General features: G+C 64.7%; 21 protein-coding genes and 1 pseudogene. 17 read left to right on the top strand and 5 right to left on the bottom strand.

The features are described from left to right. Positions 1–15 precede the first annotated feature (15 nt). The 11 genes from FOM02_RS21295 to FOM02_RS21245 all read left to right on the top strand — a co-directional run bounded on the left by FOM02_RS21295 (position 16) and on the right by FOM02_RS21245 (position 13265). On the top strand, positions 16–1335 hold the full coding sequence (locus tag FOM02_RS21295; protein WP_027561094.1) for a solute carrier family 23 protein: 1320 nt from the start codon (positions 16–18) through the stop codon (positions 1333–1335). Between the two features lie 73 nt (positions 1336–1408). Next, positions 1409–2245 (top strand): glucose 1-dehydrogenase, encoded by an 837-nt coding sequence (locus tag FOM02_RS21290; RefSeq protein WP_027561093.1) that lies wholly within the window; start codon positions 1409–1411, stop codon positions 2243–2245. A 74-nt stretch (positions 2246–2319) separates the two neighbouring features. Continuing rightward, complete coding sequence (locus tag FOM02_RS21285; protein WP_027561092.1) at positions 2320–3141, top strand: NAD-dependent protein deacetylase; 822 nt, start codon at positions 2320–2322, stop codon at positions 3139–3141. A gap of 141 nt (positions 3142–3282) precedes the next feature. Further along, entirely contained in the window at positions 3283–5367 is a 2085-nt protein-coding gene (locus FOM02_RS21280; RefSeq protein WP_027561091.1) for a hydantoinase/oxoprolinase family protein, read from the top strand. A gap of 2 nt (positions 5368–5369) precedes the next feature. Continuing rightward, entirely contained in the window at positions 5370–7028 is a 1659-nt protein-coding gene (locus FOM02_RS21275; RefSeq protein WP_027561090.1) for a hydantoinase B/oxoprolinase family protein, read from the top strand. A gap of 33 nt (positions 7029–7061) precedes the next feature. After that, positions 7062–8060 (top strand): TRAP transporter substrate-binding protein, encoded by a 999-nt coding sequence (locus FOM02_RS21270; RefSeq protein ID WP_027561089.1) that lies wholly within the window; start codon positions 7062–7064, stop codon positions 8058–8060. Between the two features lie 10 nt (positions 8061–8070). Then, on the top strand, positions 8071–8664 hold the full coding sequence (locus FOM02_RS21265) for a TRAP transporter small permease subunit (protein ID WP_027561088.1): 594 nt from the start codon (positions 8071–8073) through the stop codon (positions 8662–8664). Positions 8665–8695: 31 nt separating this feature from the next. Then, positions 8696–10000 carry a TRAP transporter large permease gene (locus FOM02_RS21260; RefSeq protein ID WP_027561087.1) on the top strand — a complete coding sequence of 435 codons (1305 nt, stop codon included), beginning with the start codon at positions 8696–8698 and terminating at the stop codon, positions 9998–10000. Between the two features lie 310 nt (positions 10001–10310). Next, a complete protein-coding gene (locus FOM02_RS21255) occupies positions 10311–12029 on the top strand; it encodes a pyrroloquinoline quinone-dependent dehydrogenase (protein WP_027561086.1) in 1719 nt (572 codons plus the stop codon). An 89-nt stretch (positions 12030–12118) separates the two neighbouring features. Continuing rightward, entirely contained in the window at positions 12119–12460 is a 342-nt protein-coding gene (locus FOM02_RS21250; protein WP_108914503.1) for a c-type cytochrome, read from the top strand. Positions 12461–12497: 37 nt separating this feature from the next. Further along, positions 12498–13265: a substrate-binding periplasmic protein gene (locus FOM02_RS21245; RefSeq protein ID WP_027561084.1), complete on the top strand. Its 768-nt coding sequence runs from the start codon at positions 12498–12500 to the stop codon at positions 13263–13265. Between the two features lie 69 nt (positions 13266–13334). Here FOM02_RS21245 and FOM02_RS21240 read toward each other — a convergent pair whose 3' ends face one another. Further along, complete coding sequence (locus tag FOM02_RS21240) at positions 13335–13979, bottom strand: glutathione binding-like protein (protein WP_027561083.1); 645 nt, start codon at positions 13977–13979, stop codon at positions 13335–13337. Between the two features lie 106 nt (positions 13980–14085). Between FOM02_RS21240 and FOM02_RS21235 the strand changes: the two genes are divergently transcribed. Further along, positions 14086–14754, top strand: a complete 669-nt coding sequence (locus FOM02_RS21235) for a TetR/AcrR family transcriptional regulator (protein ID WP_027561082.1) — start codon at positions 14086–14088, stop codon at positions 14752–14754. Between the two features lie 423 nt (positions 14755–15177). Here the strand turns inward: FOM02_RS21235 and FOM02_RS21230 are convergent. After that, a pseudogene (locus FOM02_RS21230) lies at positions 15178–15562 on the bottom strand (hypothetical protein); the annotation flags it as partial. Between the two features lie 279 nt (positions 15563–15841). Here FOM02_RS21230 and FOM02_RS21225 point away from each other — a divergent pair. Beyond that, a complete protein-coding gene (locus tag FOM02_RS21225) occupies positions 15842–16213 on the top strand; it encodes a Crp/Fnr family transcriptional regulator (RefSeq protein ID WP_027563822.1) in 372 nt (123 codons plus the stop codon). Further along, a complete protein-coding gene (locus FOM02_RS21220) occupies positions 16210–17022 on the top strand; it encodes an MBL fold metallo-hydrolase (RefSeq protein ID WP_027563821.1) in 813 nt (270 codons plus the stop codon). Before FOM02_RS21225 ends, FOM02_RS21220 begins: the two co-directional genes overlap by 4 nt. A gap of 131 nt (positions 17023–17153) precedes the next feature. Here FOM02_RS21220 and FOM02_RS21215 read toward each other — a convergent pair whose 3' ends face one another. The 3 genes from FOM02_RS21215 to FOM02_RS21205 all read right to left on the bottom strand — a co-directional run bounded on the left by FOM02_RS21215 (position 17154) and on the right by FOM02_RS21205 (position 19310). After that, positions 17154–17651 (bottom strand): TPM domain-containing protein, encoded by a 498-nt coding sequence (locus tag FOM02_RS21215; protein ID WP_027563820.1) that lies wholly within the window; start codon positions 17649–17651, stop codon positions 17154–17156. 3 nt (positions 17652–17654) lie between these two features. Next, positions 17655–18542 carry a TPM domain-containing protein gene (locus tag FOM02_RS21210; RefSeq protein WP_027563819.1) on the bottom strand — a complete coding sequence of 296 codons (888 nt, stop codon included), beginning with the start codon at positions 18540–18542 and terminating at the stop codon, positions 17655–17657. Between the two features lie 165 nt (positions 18543–18707). Further along, a complete protein-coding gene (locus FOM02_RS21205) occupies positions 18708–19310 on the bottom strand; it encodes a LemA family protein (protein ID WP_027563818.1) in 603 nt (200 codons plus the stop codon). A 145-nt stretch (positions 19311–19455) separates the two neighbouring features. On the opposite strand from FOM02_RS21205, the gene FOM02_RS21200 reads away from it, so the two are divergent. Genes FOM02_RS21200 through FOM02_RS21190 form a run of 3 tightly spaced genes read left to right on the top strand, consistent with a single transcriptional unit; the run spans position 19456 to position 22663 of the window. After that, a complete protein-coding gene (locus FOM02_RS21200) occupies positions 19456–20307 on the top strand; it encodes an enoyl-CoA hydratase (protein ID WP_027563817.1) in 852 nt (283 codons plus the stop codon). Positions 20308–20311: 4 nt separating this feature from the next. After that, positions 20312–21451 (top strand): acyl-CoA dehydrogenase family protein, encoded by a 1140-nt coding sequence (locus tag FOM02_RS21195; protein WP_027563816.1) that lies wholly within the window; start codon positions 20312–20314, stop codon positions 21449–21451. A 15-nt stretch (positions 21452–21466) separates the two neighbouring features. After that, positions 21467–22663: an acyl-CoA dehydrogenase family protein gene (locus tag FOM02_RS21190; protein ID WP_027563815.1), complete on the top strand. Its 1197-nt coding sequence runs from the start codon at positions 21467–21469 to the stop codon at positions 22661–22663. The last annotated feature ends 156 nt before the right edge of the window (positions 22664–22819 follow it).

Raw genomic sequence — 22819 nt, 5'->3', positions numbered from 1 at the left:
GCAACCGGGGGGAACATGACAACGACGACAAGCTCGGATGAGCAAGGGCAGGGCTATTTTCCGCGCTGGAAGCTCAAGACCTCGGGCGTGATCTTGCCGGAGGAACGGCTGTCGTGGGGCCAGACCGTCATCTCCGGTCTCCAGCATTGCGTCGCCATGTCGGGCTCGACCATCATCGCGCCGCTGCTGATGGGATTCGATCCCAATGTTGCGGTCCTGTTCTCCGGCATCGGCACGCTGATCTTCTTCGTCATCGTCGCCGGGCGCGTGCCGAGCTATCTCGGCTCGAGCTTTGCGTTCATCGCCGTCGTCATCGCCGCCACCGGCTATGCCGGGCAGGGGCCGAACCCGAATATCTCCGTCGCGCTGGGCGGCATCGTCGGCGCCGGCGTGCTCTATGGCGTGATCGCGCTCATCGTCATGTGGTCGGGCGTCGGCTGGGTCGAGCGGCTGATGCCGCCGGCCGTCACTGGCGCCGTGGTCGCAGCGATCGGCCTCAACCTCGCGCCAGTGGCAGTCAAGGCGGTGAGCGCCAATGCTTTCGAGACCTGGATTGGTCTTGCGACCGTGCTGATGATTGGCGCGTTGGCCGTGGCCGCGCCGGGCCTGTGGCGGCGCCTGCCGATCATCCTTGGTGCGATCGGCGGATATCTGTTGTACCTGCTGTTCGCGAACGGTCTCGGTTTCGGCAAGCCGATCGATTTTGCGCAACTTGCGGCCGCGCCGTGGATCGGCCTGCCGCACTTCACCACACCGACCTTCCAGGCCGACGCGATCTTCCTGATCGCGCCGGTCGCGGTCATCCTCGTCGCCGAGAACCTCGGTCACATCAAGGCCGTCGGCGCCATGACCGGCCGCAGCCTCGATGCCTATCTCGGCCGTGCTTTGTTTGCCGACAGCCTCGCCACCATCGTCGCGGCCTGCGGCGGCGGCACCGGCGTCACCACCTATGCCGAGAACATCGGCGTCATGGCGGCGACGAAGGTCTATTCGACCTTGCTGTTTGCGTTCGCGGCGACGGGCTCGATCCTGCTCGGCTTCTCGCCGAAATTCGGCGCGCTGATCCTGTCGATCCCTGGCCCCGTCATCGGCGGCCTCTCGATCGTGCTTTTCGGCTTGATCGCGGCGATGGCCGGACGGATCTGGGTCGAGAACAAGGTCGACTTTGCAAATCCGGCGAACCTGATCACCGTCGCGGTGGCGCTGACGGCGGGCGCCGGCGACCTCACGCTGAAATTCGGCGCCTTCACGATCGGCGGCATCGGCACCGCGACCTTCGGCGCCATCATTCTCTACCAGATCCTGACCTCGCCGCTTGCGCGCCGCGCGGAATGAATCCCAGCGATGCCCTGACGGGATGGAACAAAAAGCCTGTTCCATCCATGATGAAGTATCCCGGAGAAAGCTCATGACACAGACCGACCGCTCAACCCCTTTTGCTTCGCGCCTCGTCGGCCAATACGCGCTGGTGACCGGCGCCTCGCAAGGCATCGGCCGCGCCGTCGCCGTCCGGCTCGCCCAGGAGGGCGCGACCGTCGCCATCAATTATGTCGACCATCCCGAGAAGGCCGACGAGTCGCTCGCGATGGCACGAACGGCTTCGAGCGACCGCGGTCACGGCAAGCTCGATCATATCGTCGTCAAGGCCGACGTCAGCAACGAGCAGGAGGTCACTGCGATGTTCGAGACGGTCTTGGCGCGCTTCAAGCGCCTCGACTGTCTGGTCAACAATGCCGGCTTCCAGCGGGAGTCGCCGAGCGAGGCGCTCGACATCGACACCTATCGCCGCATCATCGACGTCAATCTCAACGGCGCGGTGCTCTGCGCGCAGAAAGCGCTCGCGCATTTCGTCGCGCGCGGCGGCGGCGGCAGCATCATCAACTGCTCCAGCGTCCACCAGATCATCCCGAAGCCGGGCTATCTCGCTTATTCGATCAGCAAGGGCGGCATGGCCAATCTGACGCGCACGCTGGCGCTCGAGTTCGCCGGTCGCGGCATCCGCGTCAACGCGGTCGGCCCTGGCGCGATCGACACGCCGATCAACGCGGCCTGGACCGGCGATCCCGAAAAGCGCGGCGTCGTCACCAGCCACATTCCGCTTGGCCGCGTCGGCACGCCGGAGGAGATCGCCGCGGTGTTCGCCTTCCTCGCCTCGGATGAAGCGAGCTACATCACCGGGCAGACCATCTATGCCTGCGGAGGCCTGACGCTGTTTCCGGAATTTCGCGAGAACTGGGCGAGTTGAAGCTCGGTCCGATGGGGCAGCAGGCGTCCGCGCTGCATCTGGCAGAATCCGTCCGCGCGAACTACATCTGCGCCATGACAAACTCCCCGCTGGCAAGCTCCCCGCTTCAGGATTTCGTCGGCCGGCACGACAATCTGTTCGTGCTGACCGGCGCCGGTTGCAGCACCAATTCGGGCATTCCCGACTATCGCGACAGCCATGGCAATTGGAAGCGGACCCAGCCGGTGAACTTCCAGGCCTTCATGTCGGAGGAGCCCACGCGCCAGCGCTATTGGGCGCGCAGCATGATCGGCTGGCGGCGCTTCGGCCAGGCGCGGCCGAACGATGCGCATCACGCGCTGGCCCGGCTCGAGGCTGGCGGCCGCTGCGGCATGCTGCTGACCCAGAATGTCGATCGGCTGCATCAATCCGCCGGCCACCGCCAGGTGATCGACCTGCACGGCCGGCTCGACCTCGTCCGCTGCATGGGCTGCGGGGCGAAGACGCAGCGCAGCGAATTCCAGGACAGGCTCGGCCGCGTCAATGCCGAATGGCTGACGCTCGATGCCGCGGACGCGCCCGACGGCGACGCCGATCTGGAGCATGCGAACTTCTCGTCGTTCAACGTGCCTCCTTGCGAGGCCTGCGGCGGCATCCTCAAGCCCGATGTCGTGTTCTTTGGCGAGAACGTCCCCCGCGATGTCGTCGCCACCGCGCAGGATCATCTGGCGCAAGCCGACGCCATGCTGATCGTCGGCTCCTCGCTGATGGTCTATTCCGGCTTCCGCTTCGTGCAGGCCGCAGCGCAGCGCAACATTCCGATCGCCGCGATCAATCTCGGCCGCACCCGCGCCGACGATCTCCTCACGCTGAAGGTCGAGGAGCGCTGCGAAGCGGCGCTTGCATTCCTGCTCTGAAGGGCCGCGAGACGAACACGTCTTGCCTATTGCATAGGTGCCAAGCAGAATAGCCGGGCGCAGCGCTTTCGGCATGCTCGATGGCATGGAAATTGCTGCATTTTCGCCCTGGGTTTTGACGATCAGCCGGAGAAGTTTGGAATGCTTGAAGGAGCCGAGGTGCGGCTTGCCGTCGATATCGGCGGCACGTTCACCGACATCGTGCTGGACGTGGGGCAGGATCGCAAGACGCGCAAGGTGCTGACGACGCCGCAGCGGCCCGAGCAGGCGGTGCTGGAGGGCATGCGGCTCATTCTCACCGATGCGCGTGCGCATATCAGCGACATCGACGTCTTCATTCACGGCACGACGCTCGCGACCAACGCCATCATCGAGCGGCGCGGCGCTAGGACCGCGCTGATCGCGACCGAGGGCTTTCGTGACGTGCTCGATATCGGCACCGAGAGCCGCTACGACCAGTATGATCTCTCAATCGACAAGCCGAAGCCGCTGGCGCCGCGTTCCCTGCGTTTCACGGTCCCCGAGCGTATCGACGCCCATGGCGCCGTCCGCCTCCCGCTGGACGAAGCTGCGGTGCGCGCACTCGCCCCAAAATTGCGCGAGCAAGGCGTCCAGAGCGTCGCGATCGCCTTCCTGCACTCCTATGCCAATCCGGAGCATGAGCGCCGCGCTGCGGCGATCATCAGCGAAGAGATGCCAGGCATCTCCGTGACCGTCTCCTCCGCCGTGTGTCCTGAAATCCGCGAATATGAGCGCACCTCCACCGCGGTCGCCAACGCCTATGTGCAGCCGCTGATCGACGGCTATCTCGCCCGCATGGCCGATGCCTTGCAGGTCGAGCAGTTCCGCGGCGCCATCTATCTCGTCACGTCAGGTGGCGGCGTCACCTCGATCGAGACGGCGCGGCGCTTTCCGGTGCGCCTCGTCGAATCCGGTCCGGCCGGCGGCGCCATTTTCGCGGCGCAGATCGCGGCGCGGCTCGGCGAGAGCAAGGTGCTCTCCTTCGACATGGGTGGCACCACGGCAAAGATCTGCCTGATCGAAAAATACCAGCCCGAGACCTCGCGCGTGTTCGAGGTCGATCGCGCCGCGCGTTTCCTGAAAGGCTCCGGCCTGCCGGTGCGCATCCCCGTGATCGAGATGGTCGAGATCGGCGCCGGCGGCGGCTCGATCGCGCATATCGACGCGATGAAGCGCGTCACTGTCGGTCCCGAGAGCGCCTCGTCGGAGCCGGGACCGGCCTGCTACGGCCGCGGCGGCCAGCGCCCGGCCGTGACGGACGCGGACGTTGCGCTCGGCATGATTGACCCCGATGCCTTTGCGGCCGGCACGATCAAGCTCGATCCGGAGCTGTCGAAGCAGGCGCTGCTGCGCGATGTCGGCGAGCCGCTCGGCCTCTCCGCGGAGACTGCGGCCTATGCCGTGCATGAGGTCGTCTGCGAGAACATGGCGAGCGCGGCGCGCGTGCATGCGGTCGAGCGCGGCGAGATCGTCGGCCAGCACACGCTGATCGCCTTTGGCGGTGCCGCGCCGCTGCATGCGGCGCGCGTTGCCGAGAAGATCGGCGTCTCCCGCGTGATCGTGCCATCGAACGCCGGCGTCGGTTCGGCGGTCGGTTTCCTTGCGGCTCCCATCGCCTATGAGCTAGTCCGCAGCCGGCATGTCCGGCTCGACGATTTCGATACCGAAGCGGTCTCCGACCTCTTGCAGGAGATGGTGACCGAGGCCCGAGCCCTCGTCGAGCCGGGCGCGGCCGGTGCGCCGGTGCGCGAGCGCCGCGCCGCTTTCATGCGCTATGTCGGCCAGGGCCATGAGATCAGCGTCGAGCTGCCGAACCGGCCGCTGACGCCATCCGATCTCGCCGGCCTGCGCCAGAAATTCGAGGCGGATTATTCCGCGATGTTCGAGCGCCCGATCCCCGGCGCGGCGATCGAGGTGTTGAGCTGGTCGGTGCTCGCAACCACCGAGGCGCGCAATCCGTCGCCCGTTGCCGCCGTTGCGCGCAAACCTGCGGCCAAGGCGTCCGGTAGCCGAAAATTCTTCGACGGCCGCGCCGGCGAGGTGATCGAGATCCCGCTCTATCGCCGCGAGGACATGGCGCCGGGCGCGACGATTGCGGGTCCGGCGGTCATTGCGGAGGACGAGACCTCCACCTTCGTCTCCACCAGTTTTGACGCCCATATCGACGGTGCCGGCAGCATCGTCATGGAACGGAAGGCAGCCTGATCATGAGCAAGGCAAATGGCGCGAGCCTGATCGACCTTCAGATCATGTGGCACCGGCTGATCGCCGTGGTCGAGGAGCAGGCCCAGGTGCTGCTCCGCACCGCCTTCAGCCCGATCGTGCGCGAGTGCGGCGACCTCTCGGCCGGCGTGTTCGACCTCCGGGGACGCATGCTGGCGCAAGCGGTGACCGGCACGCCCGGCCACGTCAACTCGATGGCGGAATCCGTCAAGCACTTCATCGCGCATTTCCCGCTGGAGACGATGAAGGAGGGCGACGCCTACATCACCAACGACCCCTGGATGGGCACCGGCCATCTCAACGACTTCGTCGTCACCACGCCCTGCTTCAAGGACGGCAAGATCGTCGCGCTGTTCTCCTGCACCAGCCATCTCATGGACATCGGCGGCATCGGCTTCGGCCCTGACGCCACCGACGTGTTCATGGAAGGGCTCTACATCCCCATGCTCAAGCTGATCGACCAGGGCGTCGTCAACGAGACGCTGATGGCGATGATCCGCACCAACACGCGGCTGCCGATTGACACCGAGGGCGACACCTATTCGCTCGCCGGCTGCAACGACGTCGGCTGCGAGCGCCTGGTCGAGATGATGACCGAGTTCGGCATCGACACGCTCGACGAACTCGGCGACTACATCTGTGACCGCTCGCGCGAGGCCGTGCTGGCCGAGATCGCAAAGCTGCCGAAGGGCAGCTGGCGCAACACGATGGTGGTCGACGGCTACGATGCGCCGGTCACGCTCGCTGCGACGCTGACGATCTCGGACGAAGGCATCCACGTCGATTTCGACGGCACCTCCGCTGCCTCGAAGTTCGGCATCAACGTGCCCTTGTCCTACACCACGGCCTACACCGTGTTCGGCCTCGGCTGCGTCGTCGCCTCGCAGATCCCCAACAATGCGGGCTCGCTCTCGCCGCTGACCGTGTCGGCGCCCGCGGGCGCGATACTCAATGCGCCGAAGCCCGCGCCGGTCGCCTCACGCCACATCATCGGCCAGATGCTGCCCGACGTGGTGTTCGGCTGCCTGCGTCAGATCATCCCCGAGCGCGTGCCGGCGGAAGGCACGTCCTGCCTGTGGAATCTCAATGTGCGCGGCCAGACCCGCTCCGGCGTCGGCGGCAATTACGGGTTCTCGATGGCGGTGACCTCCAACGGCGGCACCGGCGCGCGGTTCGGCAAGGACGGCCTCTCCGCGACCGCCTATCCCAGCGGTGTGCGCGGCACGCCGGTCGAGATCGCGGAAACGCAGACGCCGCTGATCTTCTGGCGCAAGGAGCTGCGCCCGGATTCCGGCGGGGCAGGGCGCACCCGTGGCGGCCTCGGCCAGATCATCGAGGTCGGCAGCGGCGTCGACGCGCCGTTCGACATCCTCGCGGCGTTCGACCGGATCGATCATCCGCCGCGCGGCCGCGATGGCGGCAAGAACGGCGAGGCCGGCTATGTCGGCCTCAAGTCCGGCAAGAAGCTGCGTGGCAAAGGCTTTCAGCAAGTGCCGCCGGACGACCGGCTGGTGGTGATGACGCCCGGGGGCGCCGGCATCGGTGCGCCGACGATGCGCGATCGTGCCGCGGTCAAGGACGACATCGAAAGCGGTCTCGTGTCCGCCGACAATGCGGTTGCAGTTTATGGGTACTCGCGCTGATGCATCAGCGCGTTTGTTAAACGGAGGGGCTCGATGATCACGCGACGGAACTTCACCGCGGGCGCAGCGACGCTGCTCGCCGCCGGCCACATCTCGACCCGCGCGCAGGCCGCGACGACAAGCTGGGACATGTCGACGGTCTGGCCCGACGGCAATTTCCACACCCAGAACGCGATGGCCTTTGCGGAAGAGGTGAAGAAGCAGAGCGGCGGCTCGGTCGCCATCACCGTGAAGGCCGGCGGCCAGCTCGGCTTCAAGGGTCCCGAGCACCTGCGCGCCGTGCGAGACGGCCTCGTGCCGCTCGCCGACGTCCTCAACATCCAGCAGGTCGGCGACGAGCCGTTCATGGGCGTCGAGAGCATCCCGTTCCTCTGCGGCTCGATGGACGAGCTCAAGGTGCTGCACAAATATGTGCGGCCCGAATATGAGAAGGTCGCCGCGCGCAACAACCAGAAGATCCTCTACATCGTGCCGTGGCCGACGCAGTATCTGCATCTCAAGACCAAGGTCGCCGATGTCGAGGGATTGAAGAACATCAAGATCCGCGCCCCCGACAAGAATGCGGTCGACATGCTGGCGGTAGTCGGCATGGCGCCGGTGATGATTCCCTGGGGCGAGACCATCCCTGCGCTGGCGTCGGGTGCGGTCTCCGGCGTCTCGACTTCGGCGGTGTCGGGTGTCGACGGCAAGTTCTGGGAGTTCCTGAAATACATCTATCCGACCAATCACGTCTGGTCGTCGCAGATGCTCACCGTCAATCTCGACTCCTGGAAGGCTCTGAGTGCCGATCAGCAGAAGCTCGTCGCCGATATCGCAGCGAAGATGGAGCCGGGCTTCTGGGCGAACTCGCTCAAGGCCGATGTCGACAGTCTCAACCGCCTCAAGGAGGGCGGCATGGAGGTGGTGCCGGTGTCCGACGCGATGATGACGGAGATCCGGGCCAAGACCGCGCCGCAGCTCGATGCCTTCCTCAAGCGCGTGCCGGCGGCCGACAAGCCGGTGCGGGCCTATCTCGCCGAAATGAAGCGCTGAGGCCCGGCTCATGACCAGCGTTTCACCGGCGGCTCCGCAAAGTCTCAACGCGGCGGCGCCGGCGCCGCTGCGCATCCTGCTCGACGGCATCGATCGTCTCGGCCGGCTCGACGGCTGGATCGGCGGCGGCTGCCTCCTCACGCTGACGCTGCTGATGCTGTGCGAGGTCGCAACGCGCTTCCTGTCGAACTTCCTGTCGTTCTTCCCGCCGACCATCTCGATCGCCTGGGAATATTCGTCTTACCTGATGGCGGCCTCGTTCACTTTCGGCGCCGCCATGACGCTGCGCGTTGGCGGCCACATCCGCGTCGTGCTGCTTCTGAAGAACGTGCCGCCCCCGCTGCAGCGTGCCATCGAGATTCTCTCGGCATCCGCCGGTTTTGCCTTCATGGCGTTCCTGACCTCGTCCATGGCGAAGTTCGCCTGGAGCGCCTTCGTGCGCGGTCAGGTTTCGACCTCGAGCGACACGCCGCTGTGGTTTCCGCAAGCGGTCGTCACCTTCGGCATGCTGCTGCTGACTCTTCAGTTCCTGGCGCGGGCGATCCAGGCGGTGCTCGGGCTGCCGCTGGAGGATCACCGCATGAAGGCCTCGCCCGTCGAATGACCGCCTTGCTCGCTATCGGATTTTGGATCCCATGACCATCGAAGTCGTCGCCCTGTTCGGGATTCTGTTTGCGCTGCTGGCGGGTGGCGTCTGGATCGGTCTTACCCTCGCGCTCACCGCGACGCTGCTGCTCGCGATGTTCCGCTCGATCCCGCTCGACAAGCTACTGCCGCAATACGCCTGGAACATCCTGACCACGCAGGAGCTGCTGGCGTTGCCGCTGTTCATTCTGATGGGCGAATTGCTGTTTCGCACCCGCCTGTCGCGCGCGCTGTTCCAGGGACTTGCGCCCTGGGCCGGCCTTCTGCCGGGCCGCCTGCTGCATGTGAACGTGATCGGCTGCACCATCTTCGCCGCGATCTCGGGCTCCTCGGCGGCAACCACGCAGGTGATCGGCCGCATGTCGCTCAACGAGCTCCTGCGCCGTGGCTATTCGCGTGACATCGCGATCGGCTCGCTCGCCGGCGCCGGCACGCTCGGCTTTTTGATCCCGCCGTCCAACATCATGATCATCTACGGCGTACTTGGCGACGTCTCCATTCTCAAGCTCTTCACGGCCGGTGTGCTGCCCGGCCTGCTCCTGGCCGCGACCTTCATGGGCTGGGTGATGCTGCACACCTCGCTCAAGCCTTCGATGGTGCCGGAGACAGAAGCAAAGCTCTCGCAGGTGCCATGGGGTGAACGCTTCGCCGCGCTCAAGGATCTCGCGCCGGCGCTGTTCCTGATCGCCTGCGTGCTGGGCTCGATGTATGGCGGGCTCGCGACGCCCTCGGAGGCCGCCGCCGTGGGCGTTCTTGGCGCAGGCCTGGTTGCCTGGGCGCAAGGCTCGATGTCGCAGCAGGTCATGCGCGATGTGTTGATCGGCTCGGTCGTCACCTGCTCAATGATCGCGCTGATCGTGTTAGGGGCCTCGATCCTCGGCAATGCCGCGGCGTTCCTCGGCATCCCTCAGGCGGTGGCCGCTTTCGTCAAGGGCCTCGGCCTGTCGCCCTTCATGCTGATCGTGGTGCTGATCATCTTCTATTTGATCCTCGGCTGCTTCCTCGACGGCTTCTCGATGATCGTGATGACGCTGCCGATCGTGCTGCCGATCGTGAAGGGCGCGGGCTTCGACGAGATCTGGTTCGGCATCTTCCTCGTGCTCGCGGTTGAGATGGCGCAGATCACCCCGCCGGTCGGCTTCAACCTGTTCGTGATCCAGGGCCTGACCGAGGACGGCCTCGGCTACATCGCGCGCGTCACGATGCCGTATCTGGTGATCATGGTGGGCTTCGTGCTCTTGCTGACGCTGTGGCCCGGCATTGTTACGATCTTGCCGCGGGTGCTGTACGGATAACGTTTCGCCCGAACGGAGATCGAACGGTCAGCGCTGCTGTCGTTTCAATTCGCCCTCTGCGCCAATTCGCCTCCCGCGCGCATTCCGTCTTTGCACGCCCCTGTAATCCGTCGTACGCTGTGCATGCAGACGTGCGACAGCAATCATGCCGGTGAACGCAGCTCCTTTGGCGATATGCGCCGAGGGAGAGGGAGATTTATTGGCAGTTCATCTCCGATGGAGAACAATCGACGCGTACTGAACTGCAAACATTCCTCGCAGCGGCGTTCACGAGACGCAATCAATAAACACCAAGCGGGAGGAAGTGCATATGAGGAAGCAGTGGCTCAACTCGGGCCTACCTGTTCTCGCCGTTGCGGCATTTGCGGCATCGGCGGCGTTGGCCCAATCAGTGGATACGGCCCGTATCGAGGCAGCCGGCCAGAACGACTGGCTCACCTATCACGGTTCATACAAGTCCCATCACTACAGCCCACTCGCGCAGATCAATGCGAGCAACATCGGCAATCTGGGCGTCGCCTGGATGCACATTCCCGGGCGATCGACGCGCGGCCTGCAGTCAATGCCGCTCGTCGCCGATGGCGTGCTCTACTATTCGGGTTCCTACAGCCGGGTCTTTGCGCTGAACGGCGCGACGGGCGAGGTCATCTGGTCGTTCTTTCCCGAACTTGATGAAGCGCTCATCAGCCGACAGACCCACTCTCCCTACAACCGCGGCGTGGCCCTTGGTGAAGGCAAGGTCTTCGTCGGTACGATGGATGGTCGTCTCTTCGGCCTCGATGCGAAGTCGGGAAAGGTTCTCTGGGAAACCAGGCTGATCGACTCGCAGAAGCTCACGGTCGGCTTCACCGGCGCGCCGCTTTACGCGAAGGGGAGCGTGATCATCGGCTCGCAGGGAGGGGAATGGCCGGGTCGCGGCCCGATCTTCGCCGTCGATGCCACCACCGGCAAGAAGAAGTGGGAGTTCCTGACGGTCGCGGGCACCGACGAAGCCATGAAGACCTGGGGCAACGATTCCTGGCGAACCGGCGGTGGCGGCGGCTGGATGCCGGGTACCTACGACTCCGAGACCAACACCATCCTGTGGGGCACCGCGAATCCGGCGCCGCTCTACGACTGGTCCGGCGCTGACTACAAGACGCAAGGTGCGCGGCCCGGCGACAATCTCTACACGAGTTCAGTTATCGCTCTCGATATCGATACCGGAAAGCTGAAATCCTACCATCAGGAACTGCCGCACGACGCCTGGGACTTCGACAGCGCCGTCGGCGAGTTCGTGATGCTCGAGCGCGACGGCCAGAAATACGTGGTTCATCCGAACAAGGGCGGCTTCGTCTTCGTCTACGACCGCAATCTCGGCGTGAAGAACGTCTGGCGGCTGGTCGAGAACATCAACTTCGTCAAGGATATCGATCCCAAGACCGGCGCGCTGATTGGCCGTCGCGATTTCCCCGTCGGGAAAGTCACTGAAGTGCCGCTCTGTCCGTTCATCGGCGGCGGCATCAGCTGGAATGCCGGCTCGTACAGCCCGAAGACCGGTCTCTACTACAAGATCGGCCAGGAATGGTGCATGACGCTCGATATCCAGAAAACGACGCCGGTCACCGCGCCACAGGTTCAGCTCAACATCGGCGCCGATTTCAAGATGGCGCCGCCTCCAAGCGGCGAGATCTATGGACACCTCGACGCGCGCGATCCCATCACGGGGGCAAAGAAGTGGGAGGTTCGCTACCCCGAGCCGCCGCTCGGGAGCGTGCTGTCGACCGCAGGCAATCTCGTGTTCGTGCCTGATTCCCGCGGCGTCCTTCACGCCTATGATGCCGAAACCGGGGCCGAGCTGTGGAAGCACAACAATGGCACCGGCCACCAGGGCGGCATCGTCAGCTACTCCGTCGGCGGCAAGCAATACATCGCAGTGACAGCCGGCTTCGGCGGTATGCTGGCAGACGAATATGCCCCGAACTTCGGTGGCGTCTACAAGAGCATGCCGCGTGACGACGGCGCCCTGGTCGTCTTCAGCCTGAAATAGTCCCCTTGAACGATCTGCCGAGGAGCGGGTGCAAGCCCGCTTCTCGGTCGATCGCAGCGGCCGCGCGTGATTTCGGGAATGGAGCGGACGTGTTGAAACTGCATTTGAAGTCGTATCCGGCGGCGCTGGGTGTTTCGTTGCTGTGCGTTGTGGTGGCTCAAGCACAACCTGCTGCGCCTGCGCCGGACAACGGGTCGCTGGATGTCGAGCAGTTGTTCGCGGGGACCTGCGGCTTTTGCCACTCCGACGGCGGCCGGGCTGCCGGCAGGGGACCGCAACTGATGAATTCGCCACGAGACGACGAATTTCTGCACAACCGTATCAAGACCGGCAAGCAAGGTGCGATGCCGGCATTCGGCGAGAGCTTCAATGACGCGCAGATCGACCAGATCGTCAAATATATCCGCGCCTTGAAGCCGCGCGCGGGTTGACCCGCCGAGACCTGATCCATCCAGATGAGGACGCGGAATGAAGGCAATTGTGCTGGCTATCGTCGCTGCCGCCATCGTTCTGTCGGAACCGGCGCAGGCGCGAACCCTGGACGCGATCCGCGCGAGTGGCGCGATCGGACTATGCGCGCATCCCAATTCGCTTCCTTTTGCGAGCAAGGCCGGTGATCCGCCCGGCTTTCAGGTCGAGCTGGGACGGGCGCTGGCGCGCGAGCTCGGTGTTTCGCTGCGGCTCGACTGGATCATCACGCAGTATCAGATGCGCAGCGCCGGCTGCGACATTCTTCTGGACGTCATCGCCGACCGCGAAGCGCAGGGCGAAACCCGCTTGAGGATCTCGAAACCGTACTATCGCACGGGTGTCGCGCTCGCGGTGCCGTCATCCAGCGCGCTCACCTCGTTCAAGAGCCTCGGCGAGCATACCAAGGTGGGGGTGCAGGTCGGCTCTGTCGCCGCCATGATCATCGGTCAACGGCGCGTGCCGACGTCGACCTTCGGCTTCGAGAGCGACAGCCTCGATGCCGTATCAAACCATGAGATCGACGCAGCCGCGGTTACGCCCACCGCGGCGAGCTATTTCAATCTGACCCATCCGGACAAGGCGCTGCGGATCCTGGATCGCGACGAGGGCGTGGCCGACCTCAACTGGAACGTCGCCGTCGGCATGATCCGTCCGGACGATGCGTTGCGCGAAGCCATCGACGGAGCGCTGGAGCGGCTGCGCAACGACGGCACGATCGAGCGGATCTACGGCCGCTACGGGATCGTGCTGCAGACGCCGAGATAGCCGAATTGCTAACGACGCCGTCCCGGTTTGGCCGGGACGACGTCGCGATGCGAAGATATCGCGTTGGCCTCAAGCCGCCGCCTTCTTCCGCGCCTGCTCGGCCTTGTACAGCTCGAATTCCTCCGCGATCGCCTTCGCGATCGAGGGACGCTGGCGCAGGCGCTCGTAATAGGCCTTCACGTTCGGCCATTTCGCGAGCTCGATCGGCGGCGTCGCCATGGTCCAGTTGATGACCGTGACGAGATAGGCGTCGGCCACGCTGAAATGGTCGAGCAGGAACTCGCGCCCTTCCAGATACTTGTCGAGATAGTCGAGCCGCGACAGGTTCTTCTCCAGCACATAGGCCTTGGCTTCCTGCGGCGCCTTGCGGTCGAGCACGGGGATGAACAGACCCTTGTGCAGCTCGGTGCCGATGAAGCACAGCCATTGATGGAGCCGCGTACGCTCGATGCCCTGTGTCGCGCCGAGGCCGGATTGCGGAAAACGGTCCGCGACATATTGCAGGATTGCGGCGTTCTCGGTCAGCACCACGCCTTCGTCGGTGCGCAGCGTCGGCACGAGGCCGATCGGGTTCACGTTGCGGAAGTCGGTGCCGTCGTTCAGCACTTTCTTGGTCGGCGGATCAACTTCGAGATAGTTCGCGTCCGCGCCTGCTTCATAGAGCGCGACGCGGGTCGCCATGGAGCAGGCGAGCGGCGAGAAATACAGATCCATCTTGGGCCTCCTTGGGCAAAATCCTCTTGGGTGTCGCTCAACCTGGCCAGATTGATTTTTGTACCATCTTGCATAATATATCTACGGTCAAGGATTATTTTGCGAAATGGTACAAAAATCGAAACCGCCAGCTGCTGCCAGTGAACCCGAGCGCCGCGGCGAACCTAAGCGCCGGGGACGGCCGCGCACCTACGAGCCCGACGTCGCGCTCGGCAAGGCGCTCGACCTGTTCCGCAAGCAAGGTTTTGCGGCCACCTCGCTCGACGATCTCAGCGAAGCCACCGGCATGAACCGGCCGAGCCTTTATGGCGCCTTCGGCGACAAGCGCGAGCTCTACATCAAGAGCTACCAGCGCTATCGCGACGAAGCGGGCGAGGCGATGGTCGAGATCTTCCGCCAGGAGATGCCGCTGCGTCAGCGGCTGGAGCGCATCTACGCTTCCGCGCTGGACATCTATCTGTCCGGCGACACCGGCCCGCGCGGCTGCTTCACGGTGGTGACCGCGGCCTCCGAAGCCGTGAGCGATCCCGAGATCCGCGCCATGGTGCTCGATGGTCTCACCGGGCTCGACAAGGCTTTTACGAGCTGCTTCCGCCGCGCCAGGGAGAAAGGCGAGTTGCCGGAAAGTGCCGATCCGTTCGCGCTGGCGCAGATCGCCTCCGCCACCGTCCACACCATCGCCATCCGCTCGCGCGCCCGCGTCCCGCGCAAGGAGCTCGAGGCGATCGTGAAAGGCGCGATCGATGTGATGGTGGGTGCTGACGCCAAAACCTAAGTTGTCGTCCCGGACAAGCGTAGCGTAGCGGAGCGCAGATCCGGGACCCATAACCACAGGGAGTGGTTTGGCGATGACTAGGAGTTAAAAGTCTTCGGTACGATGATCGTGCGTTATCGATGGATCACGCGGTATGGGTCCTCACGTTCGCGAGGACGACACTGAACTTGGAGCGCCGCTCTTCGCGCAACTACGCCGCGCGAATCTGCGCGAGGAACCGATCCACCTCGTCCCGCAGCCGCTGCGACTGTTTCGACAGCTCGATCGCCGAGCCCAGCACTTCCTCGGCGGCCGTGCCGGTCGCTGCGATGCCGTCCGTGACGCCCGCGATGTTCTGCGAGACCTCGCCGGTGCGGGCGGCGGCTGCTGGACGTTCTGCGCGATCTCCTGCGTCGCCGTGCCTGCTGGCCGACGGCGGCGGCAATCGCGCGACCACCGCGGCCATCGCCGACAGGCGACGCTTGTCGCCGGTCTCGCGCGGCGCTTCCGGCTTCACATGAGGGGCAAACTCCTCGCGCTCCCAGGAGCGGTCCGAGGGCGCCATCACGATCAGCTTGCCGGGCTTAGGCTCAGGCTTTGCCTCGGCTTTCGGCTCAACCTTGGCCTCGAACTTCGGCACCTCGATCCGGGGCGGTTCGATCCTGGGGGCATCCGCCTTCACCGGATCGGGCTTCGGCGGCGCCTCATGGTCGGGGGCAATCGAGGGGGCCTCGATGCTGGCGGCAGCCTCGACGGCCTGCGGCACGGTCGCGGCGGCTTCGACGACGTTCGTCTGTTCGCCGGTCTCCTGGGCAGCCTGCTCGGGCATTGGTTCGCTCACGGCTCAAATACTCCAGTCTGGATTGACCTTTTGGTAACTTTCATTGCTTGCGAAATCCTTACCTCCGGACCCGCTTACCGAAATTTTAGGAACTCATCCGGGGCCGAATTGGGTCGGGAAAATGGAACCGGCGTGGCGGCGTGCAACAAATCGTCAGCCGATGCTGCCCTGCGGCAGACGCTCGCCTTAGCCGAAGGGCTGCTTGCCCGTCATCGGCCTCTGGCTAACATGGGCGGTCCCGTCAGCCAGAAGGCGTTTGGGGGTGCCATGACGATCGAGAAATGCATCAACGCGTTTGGTGTCGATGACGTCATTTTCGAGGAAGGCTCGACCGGCCGCGAGCTGTTCGTCGTCCTCGACGGCGAGGTCGAGATCGCCAAGATGAACGGCGCCAGCAAGACCACCATCGTCAAGCTCGGCAAGGGCGAGTTCTTCGGCGAGATGGCCGTGATCGACGGCTCGGCACGCTCGGCGACCGCGATCGCGGCGGCGCCGAACACCAGGGTGATGCGGATCAATCACGCCCGCTTCGTCTATCTCGTCAGCCAGCAGCCGGCGTTCGCGCTGATGGTGATGGATGCGCTCTCAAAACGTCTGCGCGCCTCCAACGCGGTCACCTACCGGGCGGCGCAATCATGAGCGATCGCAAGCCGACCGCCTTCCCGGTCCTGATGAAGAACGACACCTGCTCGCTGATCCAGGCCGCCGACGACGTCTACCAGATCCGCTTCGCCAATCGCGCCGCCAATGCCTATCTGGTGCGCGGCTCGGCGCGTACCATTTTGATCGATGTCGGCCTGTCCTCGAACTATCCGTCGATGGTGGAGTGCCTGAACTTCGCCGGATGTCCGCCGGAGACAATCGATATGGTCGTGCTGAGCCACGAGCATCTCGACCATATCGGCGCCGCCTGGCACTTCAACGAGCGTCGCACCTTCATCGCTGCGCATCGGCTCGCCGCCAACAAGATCATGCTGCGCGACGACTTCTCGATGCTGCGCAAGATGTTCAACGAGCCGAACGTGCCGATCAATGTCGACATCTGGCTCGAGGAAGGCAATCTGATCGACCTCGGCAATTTCCGCCTCAACGTGATGCACACGCCGGGCCACACCTCGGCCTGCATCACGCTGTACGACCAGGACAAGGGCCTGTTGTTCGCCGCCGACACCTTGATGCCGGGCGGGGTGATGGGCGGCGTGTTCGGCTCCGGCAGCATCGCCGACTATATCCAGTCGCTGGAGCGGCTGAAGGGACTGGATTCGAAGATCCTGCTGTCGGGACACGGGCGGCTGTCGGATACGCCGCAGGACGATGTCCGCATCGCGATCGCGCGCTCGCATGGCCTCCTGGAAGACACCGCGCAATTGTTCGACGCGCTCGACGCGCGCTCGAACTTCGAGCCGATCATGCAGTCGGTGCGGGATCTGAACAAACTGGATGATTAGGTGGCGGGCGCTTCTGCCACCCCCGTCATTGCGAGCGTAGCGAAGCAATCCAGAATGTCTCTGCGGTGGCAGTCTGGATTGGTTCGTCGCACGGGCTCCTCGCAATGACGGGGTGTGGACTATCGTCCCCCTCACATCACCACGGGCGCATCCGGCAACTCGTTCGGATGCGGTCCGCCCGGTGGGAAGTGCCTGGCCAGCTCGCGCGACACCGCGGCGATGCCGCCGATCACGCCTGGCTCGAACCGGCCCGCGGCGAACTCCGCCTCCATCGCGCGACAAATCGTCTCCCAGCCCTCGGCACCCACCTTCGCGTCGATGCCGCGATCGGCGATGATCTCGACATCGCGGTCGGCGAGCAGCAGGTAGATCAGCACGCCGTTGTTATGCGCGGTGTCCCAGATCCGCAGATGCGAGAACACGTCGAGCGCACGCTCGCGGGCTGGCTGGTCGCGGAACAGCGGACGGCCGTCGAGCGCGCCTTCGACCACGAAGCGGACCTGGCCGGAATGGGTCGCCTCGCTGCTCCTGATCGCCTGCTCGATGCGATCGAGCACGGCTTGCGGAAAGACCTGCTTTGCCCGCCAATGATGCTGCACCAGGTGTCTGGCAATGCGCTTGATGCTCATGACCTACCAGCTCCCCGAGGCGCCGCCGCCGCCAAAGCTGCCGCCACCGCCGCTGAAGCTGCCGCTGTCGCTACTCGACGAGCCGCTGCTCCAGCCGCCTCCCGCGCTGCCGCTCGACCAGGAGCCGCCACGCGACGATCGCGTGCTTGGCGCCATCGCCGAGAACAGGTCGGCGATGAACCCGATGATGAAGCCGACGACACCGAGGGCCATGGCGAGTGCGAAAGAGCCGAGAATGAACCAGGCAAGCGCGGCGATGATGCCGCCGGTCACCAATGATCCGGCCAGCCGCCCCAGCATGGCGCGAAAGAACCCGCCCACCCCGATCGAGGCGAACAGCGTCACGATGAAGAGCGGTCCGAGGTCGTCGAGATTGCCGAAATTCACGCTTGGTGAGGGAACCGGCAGCGGCTCGCCGTCGATGACGCGGATCATGCGATCGACACCGTCCGAGATACCGCCGCCAAAATCGCCCGTTCTGAATTTCGGGGTGATGATCTCGTCGATGATGCGCCGCGAGGTGACGTCGGTGAGCGCGCCTTCGAGGCCGTAGCCGACCTCGATGCGCAAGTGCCGGTCGTTCTTGGCGACGATCAGGATCGCGCCATCGTCGACCTTCTTGCGGCCGATCTTCCAGGCGTCCGCGACGCGGATCGAGAATTGCTCGATCGTCTCCGGCTGCGTCGTCGGCACGATCAGGACGGCGATCTGGCTACCCTTGCGCGTCTCGAAATCGCGCAGCTTTTGCGTGAGCGTGGCGATGTCGCTGCCCGACAAGGACCCGGTCTGGTCGATCACACGGCCGGTGAGCTGGGGGACGGCGACGTCGGCCGCAGCAGCGAAGGCAAAGGTGAGAGCCAGCGCGACGGCGAGGGCAATCCGCGAGAGCATGCTCGAACAAGCCCGCCACACCCTCGCTGTCATCGCCCGGCTTGACCGGGCGATCCAGTATTCCAGAGACGCCGGCGAGATGCGGAGGGGCCGCGGCGGACTGGATTCCCCGCCTTCGCGGGGAATGACAGTGGTGAGTGGGGCGCGCATCTGTGCCGAACGCGGCTACTTCGACGGCGCCGGGTTGAAATCCACCTTCGGCGCGGTCGAGATCTCCTTCTCGTTCTCGACCGAGAAATTCGGCTTCTCCTTGTAGCCGAACGCCATCGCGGTGAAGTTGGTCGGGAACGAGCGGATGGTGACGTTATAATCCTGCACCGCCTTGATGTAGCGGTTGCGGGCGACCGTGATGCGGTTCTCGGTGCCCTCGAGCTGCGACATCAAATCCCTAAACAGCGCATCCGACTTGAGCTGCGGATAGTTCTCGGTGACGACCAGCAGCCGCGACAGCGCGCTGGAGAGCTCGCCCTGGGCGGCCTGGAATTTCTGGAAGGCGGCGGGATCGTTCAGCACCTCCGGCGTCGCCTGGATGCTGCCGACCTTGGCGCGCGCGTTGGTGACGCCGAGCAGCACGTCCTTCTCCTGCTGCGCAAAGCCCTTCACCGAGTTGACGAGGTTGGGCACGAGATCGGCGCGGCGCTGATACTGGTTCACGACCTCGGACCAGTTGCCCTTGATCTGCTCGTCCTCGGTCTGGATCGCGTTGTAGCCGCAGTTCGTCAGGCTCAGCGAGGCCAGCGCCGCCAGTACGGTGAGGATCTTGCGCATGGAATTTCTCCCGGTGGAATCTGGTGCAAACTACCAGATCGCGCGCGAAAAGCAGCCGATTTACGCAAGCCTCTTGCCTATCCCTGGCCGACATAGTCAACTCGACGAAACAATAAGACCAAATGGAAACGCCAGGGGGAACGCGATGTCTTCGTTCGAGACCATCCTCGTTGAGCGGCCGGAGCCGGCGATCACCCGGATCGTGATGAACCGGCCCGAGGCGCGCAATGCGCAGAATCTGCAAATGACCTACGACCTCAACGCCGCCTTCGACGAAGCGGTGCAGGACGATGCGGTCAAGGTCATCATCCTCGCCGGCAACGGGCCGCACTTCTCCTCAGGCCATGACCTCCGCCCCGGGGCTAAGAATGCCGCAGGCATCGATTTTCCGCCGGTAGGAAATTGGGGCGGCTTTGCCGAACCGAACGCACATGGCCGCTTCGCGCGCGAGCAGGAAATTTATCTCCAGATCACGCGGCGCTGGCGCAATCTGGCGAAACCGACCATTGCCGAGGTGCACGGCAAGTGCATCGCGGGCGGCCTGATGCTGGCCTGGGCTTGCGACCTCATCGTCGCCAGCGACGACGCGCAGTTCTGCGACCCCGTCGTCACCATGGGCGTCTGCGGCGTCGAATGGTTCGTGCATCCTTGGGAACTCGGCTCGCGCAAGGCCAAGGAGTTTCTGTTCACCGCCGACAGCTGGAGTGCGCAAGAGGCGCATCAACTCGGCATGGTCAATCAGGTCGTCCCGCGCGCCGAGCTGTCGTCGCGCGTGCTGGAGCTGGCGCGCCGGATCGCAGCAAAGCCGGCCTTTGCGCTCAAGTTGACCAAGGAGGCCGTGAACCGCTCGGTCGACGTGATGGGCCAGCCCGCCGCGATCGACCAGGCCTTCGCGCTGCATCAGCTCTGCCACGCCCACAATCTCCAGGAGTTCGGCATGATCGTCGATCCATCCGGACTGCATCCCTCCGTGCGCAAGCCGCCGGCCGCGGAGTAGCGACATGGACCTCAATCTCAGCGACGAGCAACGGCTGCTGCGCGAGAGCGCGGAGCGCTTTGTCGCCGAAAGCTACGATGCCGATCATCGCCGCAAGATGGCGAACGATCCGCTCGGATACAGCCCTGATGTCTGGAAACAGTTCGCCGAGCTCGGCTGGCTGGCGCTGCCGGTCCCTGAGGAGTTTGGCGGGCTCGGCGGCGGCGCGGTCGAGATCGGGATTCTGATGGAGGCGTTTGGCCGTGGGCTGGTGTCCGAGCCGTATATCGCGACGGTCGTGCTCGGAGCGGCGCTGATCGAGACGTGCGGCACCACCGCGCAGAAGCAGGAGCGGCTGCCGAAGGTCGCCGACGGATCGCTCAAGCTCGCCTTTGCGCATTCCGAGCGCGCAGCGCGGTTCGATCTCGCCAAGGTCGCGACCACCGCTCACAAGACAGCCGAGGGCTGGCGCCTTTCCGGCAGCAAGATCGCGGTGCTCGACGGCCACGCTGCCAACGAGATCATCGTCTCCGCGCATATCCATGATCATCGGGGACCGTCGGGACGCATCGGCCTGTTCCTGGTCCAGGCGAAAACGCCGAGCGTTGCCATGAGTGACTATCAACGTCTCGGCGGCGGACGGGCCTGCAACATCGAGCTGTCAGGCGTGGAGCTGCCGCAGGACGCTCTCCTCGGTGACGATAGCGACGTATTGCCGGTGATCGAATGGGCCGTCGACCGCGCCATGGCTGCGTTAGGTGCGGAGGCCGTCGGCATCATGCAGACGCTGCTCGACACCACGCTCGACTACACCAAGATCCGAAAGCAGTTCGGCCGGCCGCTCTCCGCCAACCAGGTGATCCGCCACCGCCTCGCCGACATGGCGATGCAGGTGGACGAGGCGCGCTCGATGGCGCTGCGGGCTGCGTTGAAGGTGGATGCTGCGCCGGTCGAGCGTGCTCGGGCGGCGTCAGGCGCGAAAGCGAAAATCGGCAAATGCGCACGCTTCGTCGGCGAGCAGTCGATCCAGCTTCACGGCGGCATGGGTGTCACCGAGGAGCTCGAGGTCGGAGCCTATTTCAAGCGGCTGGTCGCCTTCGACACACTGTTCGGCGGCAGCGCGCATCACTATGCCCGCCACGCCCAGCTTGGCCGCACCGCCTGACCCAAGGAGCGCATCATGGACCTCACGTTCAATGCCGAGGAGCGCGCCTTTCAAAGCGAGGTGCGCGGCTTCATCGCCAAAAACCTGACCGACGAGATGAAACGCGCGACCGCGCTGACACCGTCGGTGTTCTCCGATCCGCCGATCGGCATGGCCTGGCAACGGGCGCTGCACCGGCAGGGCTGGGGCGCGCCGGGCTGGCCGGTCGAATATGGCGGCCCCGACTGGACGCCGGCGCAGCGCTGGATCTTTGAAACCGAGTCCGCGCGCGCAGGCGTGCCGAATGTCAACGTGATGGGCGTGAAGATGGTCGGGCCCGTCATCATCGGCTTCGGCTCGCCCGAGCAGAAGAACTTTTATCTGCCGCGCATTCTCTCGGGCGAGGATTACTGGTGCCAGGGTTATTCCGAGCCCGGCTCCGGCTCCGACCTGTCGTCGCTGAAGACGCGCGCCGTGCGCGACGGTGACGACTACATCATCAACGGCACCAAGATCTGGACCACGCATGCGCATCACGCCAATCGCATGTTCGCGCTGGTACGCACCAGCGACGGGCCGCGGCAGCAGGACGGCATCAGCTTCATCCTGATCGACATGAAGACACCGGGCATCACGACGCGCCCCATTCTCACCATCGGCGGCGACCACGAGGTCAACCAGGTGTTCTTCGACGACGTCCGCGTGCCCGTCGCCAACCGCGTCGGCGAAGAAGGCAAGGGCTGGACCTACGGCAAGTACCTGCTCGAGTTCGAGCGCGGCTCGGGCATTGCGTCAGCGAAGCTCCGAGAGGGGCTGAAGGCGATCGCGGAGCTCGCCGAGTCTGATCTGACCGGGCGCGCGATCGACAGTCCCGATATCGCAACGCGCATCTCGGAGGTCGAGGTCGACATCGACGCGCTGGAGATGACCGAGCTGCGTGTGCTCTCGGCGCTGCAGACCGGGCAAAATCCCGGCGCGGTGTCGTCGATCCTGAAGCTGCGCAACAGCGAGATCCGCCAGGCCGTGACGCGCCTCGGCGTAGACGTGATCGGCCACGACGCCCTCGCCGTCGAGCCGATGCGTCCGCTGTACAAGCTCAATCACGAGCCCGCGACGCCCGAGGACATGCTGACGGTAGTGCCGGAATATCTCAACGGGAGAGCGTACACGATCTTCGGAGGCACGTCGGAGATTCAGCGCGATATCATTGCGAAGATGATGCTGGGGATTTGAGGCGAGCTGGCGCTGCACACCCCGCTGTCGTCCCGGACAAGCGAAGCGCAGATCCGGGACCCATAACCACAGGGAGAGGTTATGGCGCGAGCTGGTCACTACGAGTCTTCGCCAAACTCGACCCTGTGGTTATGGGTCCCGGGTTCGCGCTACGCG

The organism is Bradyrhizobium sp. SEMIA, assembly GCF_014844175.1.
Taxonomy (GTDB): Bacteria; Pseudomonadota; Alphaproteobacteria; order Rhizobiales; family Xanthobacteraceae; genus Bradyrhizobium; species Bradyrhizobium arachidis.
The sequence above is the reverse complement of the archived record's forward strand: the minus strand, read 5'-3'. Positions and strand labels throughout refer to the sequence as shown.

What these genes read in the sequence shown, in the direction of transcription:
- FOM02_RS21295 (WP_027561094.1), top strand. Translation starts at nt 16, where the DNA reads ATGACAACGACGACAAGCTCGGATGAGCAAGGGCAGGGCTATTTTCCG.
- FOM02_RS21290 (WP_027561093.1), top strand. Translation starts at nt 1,409, where the DNA reads ATGACACAGACCGACCGCTCAACCCCTTTTGCTTCGCGCCTCGTCGGC.
- FOM02_RS21285 (WP_027561092.1), top strand. Translation starts at nt 2,320, where the DNA reads ATGACAAACTCCCCGCTGGCAAGCTCCCCGCTTCAGGATTTCGTCGGC.
- FOM02_RS21280 (WP_027561091.1), top strand. Translation starts at nt 3,283, where the DNA reads ATGCTTGAAGGAGCCGAGGTGCGGCTTGCCGTCGATATCGGCGGCACG.
- FOM02_RS21275 (WP_027561090.1), top strand. Translation starts at nt 5,370, where the DNA reads ATGAGCAAGGCAAATGGCGCGAGCCTGATCGACCTTCAGATCATGTGG.
- FOM02_RS21270 (WP_027561089.1), top strand. Translation starts at nt 7,062, where the DNA reads ATGATCACGCGACGGAACTTCACCGCGGGCGCAGCGACGCTGCTCGCC.
- FOM02_RS21265 (WP_027561088.1), top strand. Translation starts at nt 8,071, where the DNA reads ATGACCAGCGTTTCACCGGCGGCTCCGCAAAGTCTCAACGCGGCGGCG.
- FOM02_RS21260 (WP_027561087.1), top strand. Translation starts at nt 8,696, where the DNA reads ATGACCATCGAAGTCGTCGCCCTGTTCGGGATTCTGTTTGCGCTGCTG.
- FOM02_RS21255 (WP_027561086.1), top strand. Translation starts at nt 10,311, where the DNA reads ATGAGGAAGCAGTGGCTCAACTCGGGCCTACCTGTTCTCGCCGTTGCG.
- FOM02_RS21245 (WP_027561084.1), top strand. Translation starts at nt 12,498, where the DNA reads ATGAAGGCAATTGTGCTGGCTATCGTCGCTGCCGCCATCGTTCTGTCG.
- FOM02_RS21240 (WP_027561083.1), bottom strand. Translation starts at nt 13,979, where the DNA reads ATGGATCTGTATTTCTCGCCGCTCGCCTGCTCCATGGCGACCCGCGTC.
- FOM02_RS21235 (WP_027561082.1), top strand. Translation starts at nt 14,086, where the DNA reads ATGGTACAAAAATCGAAACCGCCAGCTGCTGCCAGTGAACCCGAGCGC.
- FOM02_RS21225 (WP_027563822.1), top strand. Translation starts at nt 15,842, where the DNA reads ATGACGATCGAGAAATGCATCAACGCGTTTGGTGTCGATGACGTCATT.
- FOM02_RS21220 (WP_027563821.1), top strand. Translation starts at nt 16,210, where the DNA reads ATGAGCGATCGCAAGCCGACCGCCTTCCCGGTCCTGATGAAGAACGAC.
- FOM02_RS21215 (WP_027563820.1), bottom strand. Translation starts at nt 17,651, where the DNA reads ATGAGCATCAAGCGCATTGCCAGACACCTGGTGCAGCATCATTGGCGG.
- FOM02_RS21210 (WP_027563819.1), bottom strand. Translation starts at nt 18,542, where the DNA reads ATGCTCTCGCGGATTGCCCTCGCCGTCGCGCTGGCTCTCACCTTTGCC.
- FOM02_RS21205 (WP_027563818.1), bottom strand. Translation starts at nt 19,310, where the DNA reads ATGCGCAAGATCCTCACCGTACTGGCGGCGCTGGCCTCGCTGAGCCTG.
- FOM02_RS21200 (WP_027563817.1), top strand. Translation starts at nt 19,456, where the DNA reads ATGTCTTCGTTCGAGACCATCCTCGTTGAGCGGCCGGAGCCGGCGATC.
- FOM02_RS21195 (WP_027563816.1), top strand. Translation starts at nt 20,312, where the DNA reads ATGGACCTCAATCTCAGCGACGAGCAACGGCTGCTGCGCGAGAGCGCG.
- FOM02_RS21190 (WP_027563815.1), top strand. Translation starts at nt 21,467, where the DNA reads ATGGACCTCACGTTCAATGCCGAGGAGCGCGCCTTTCAAAGCGAGGTG.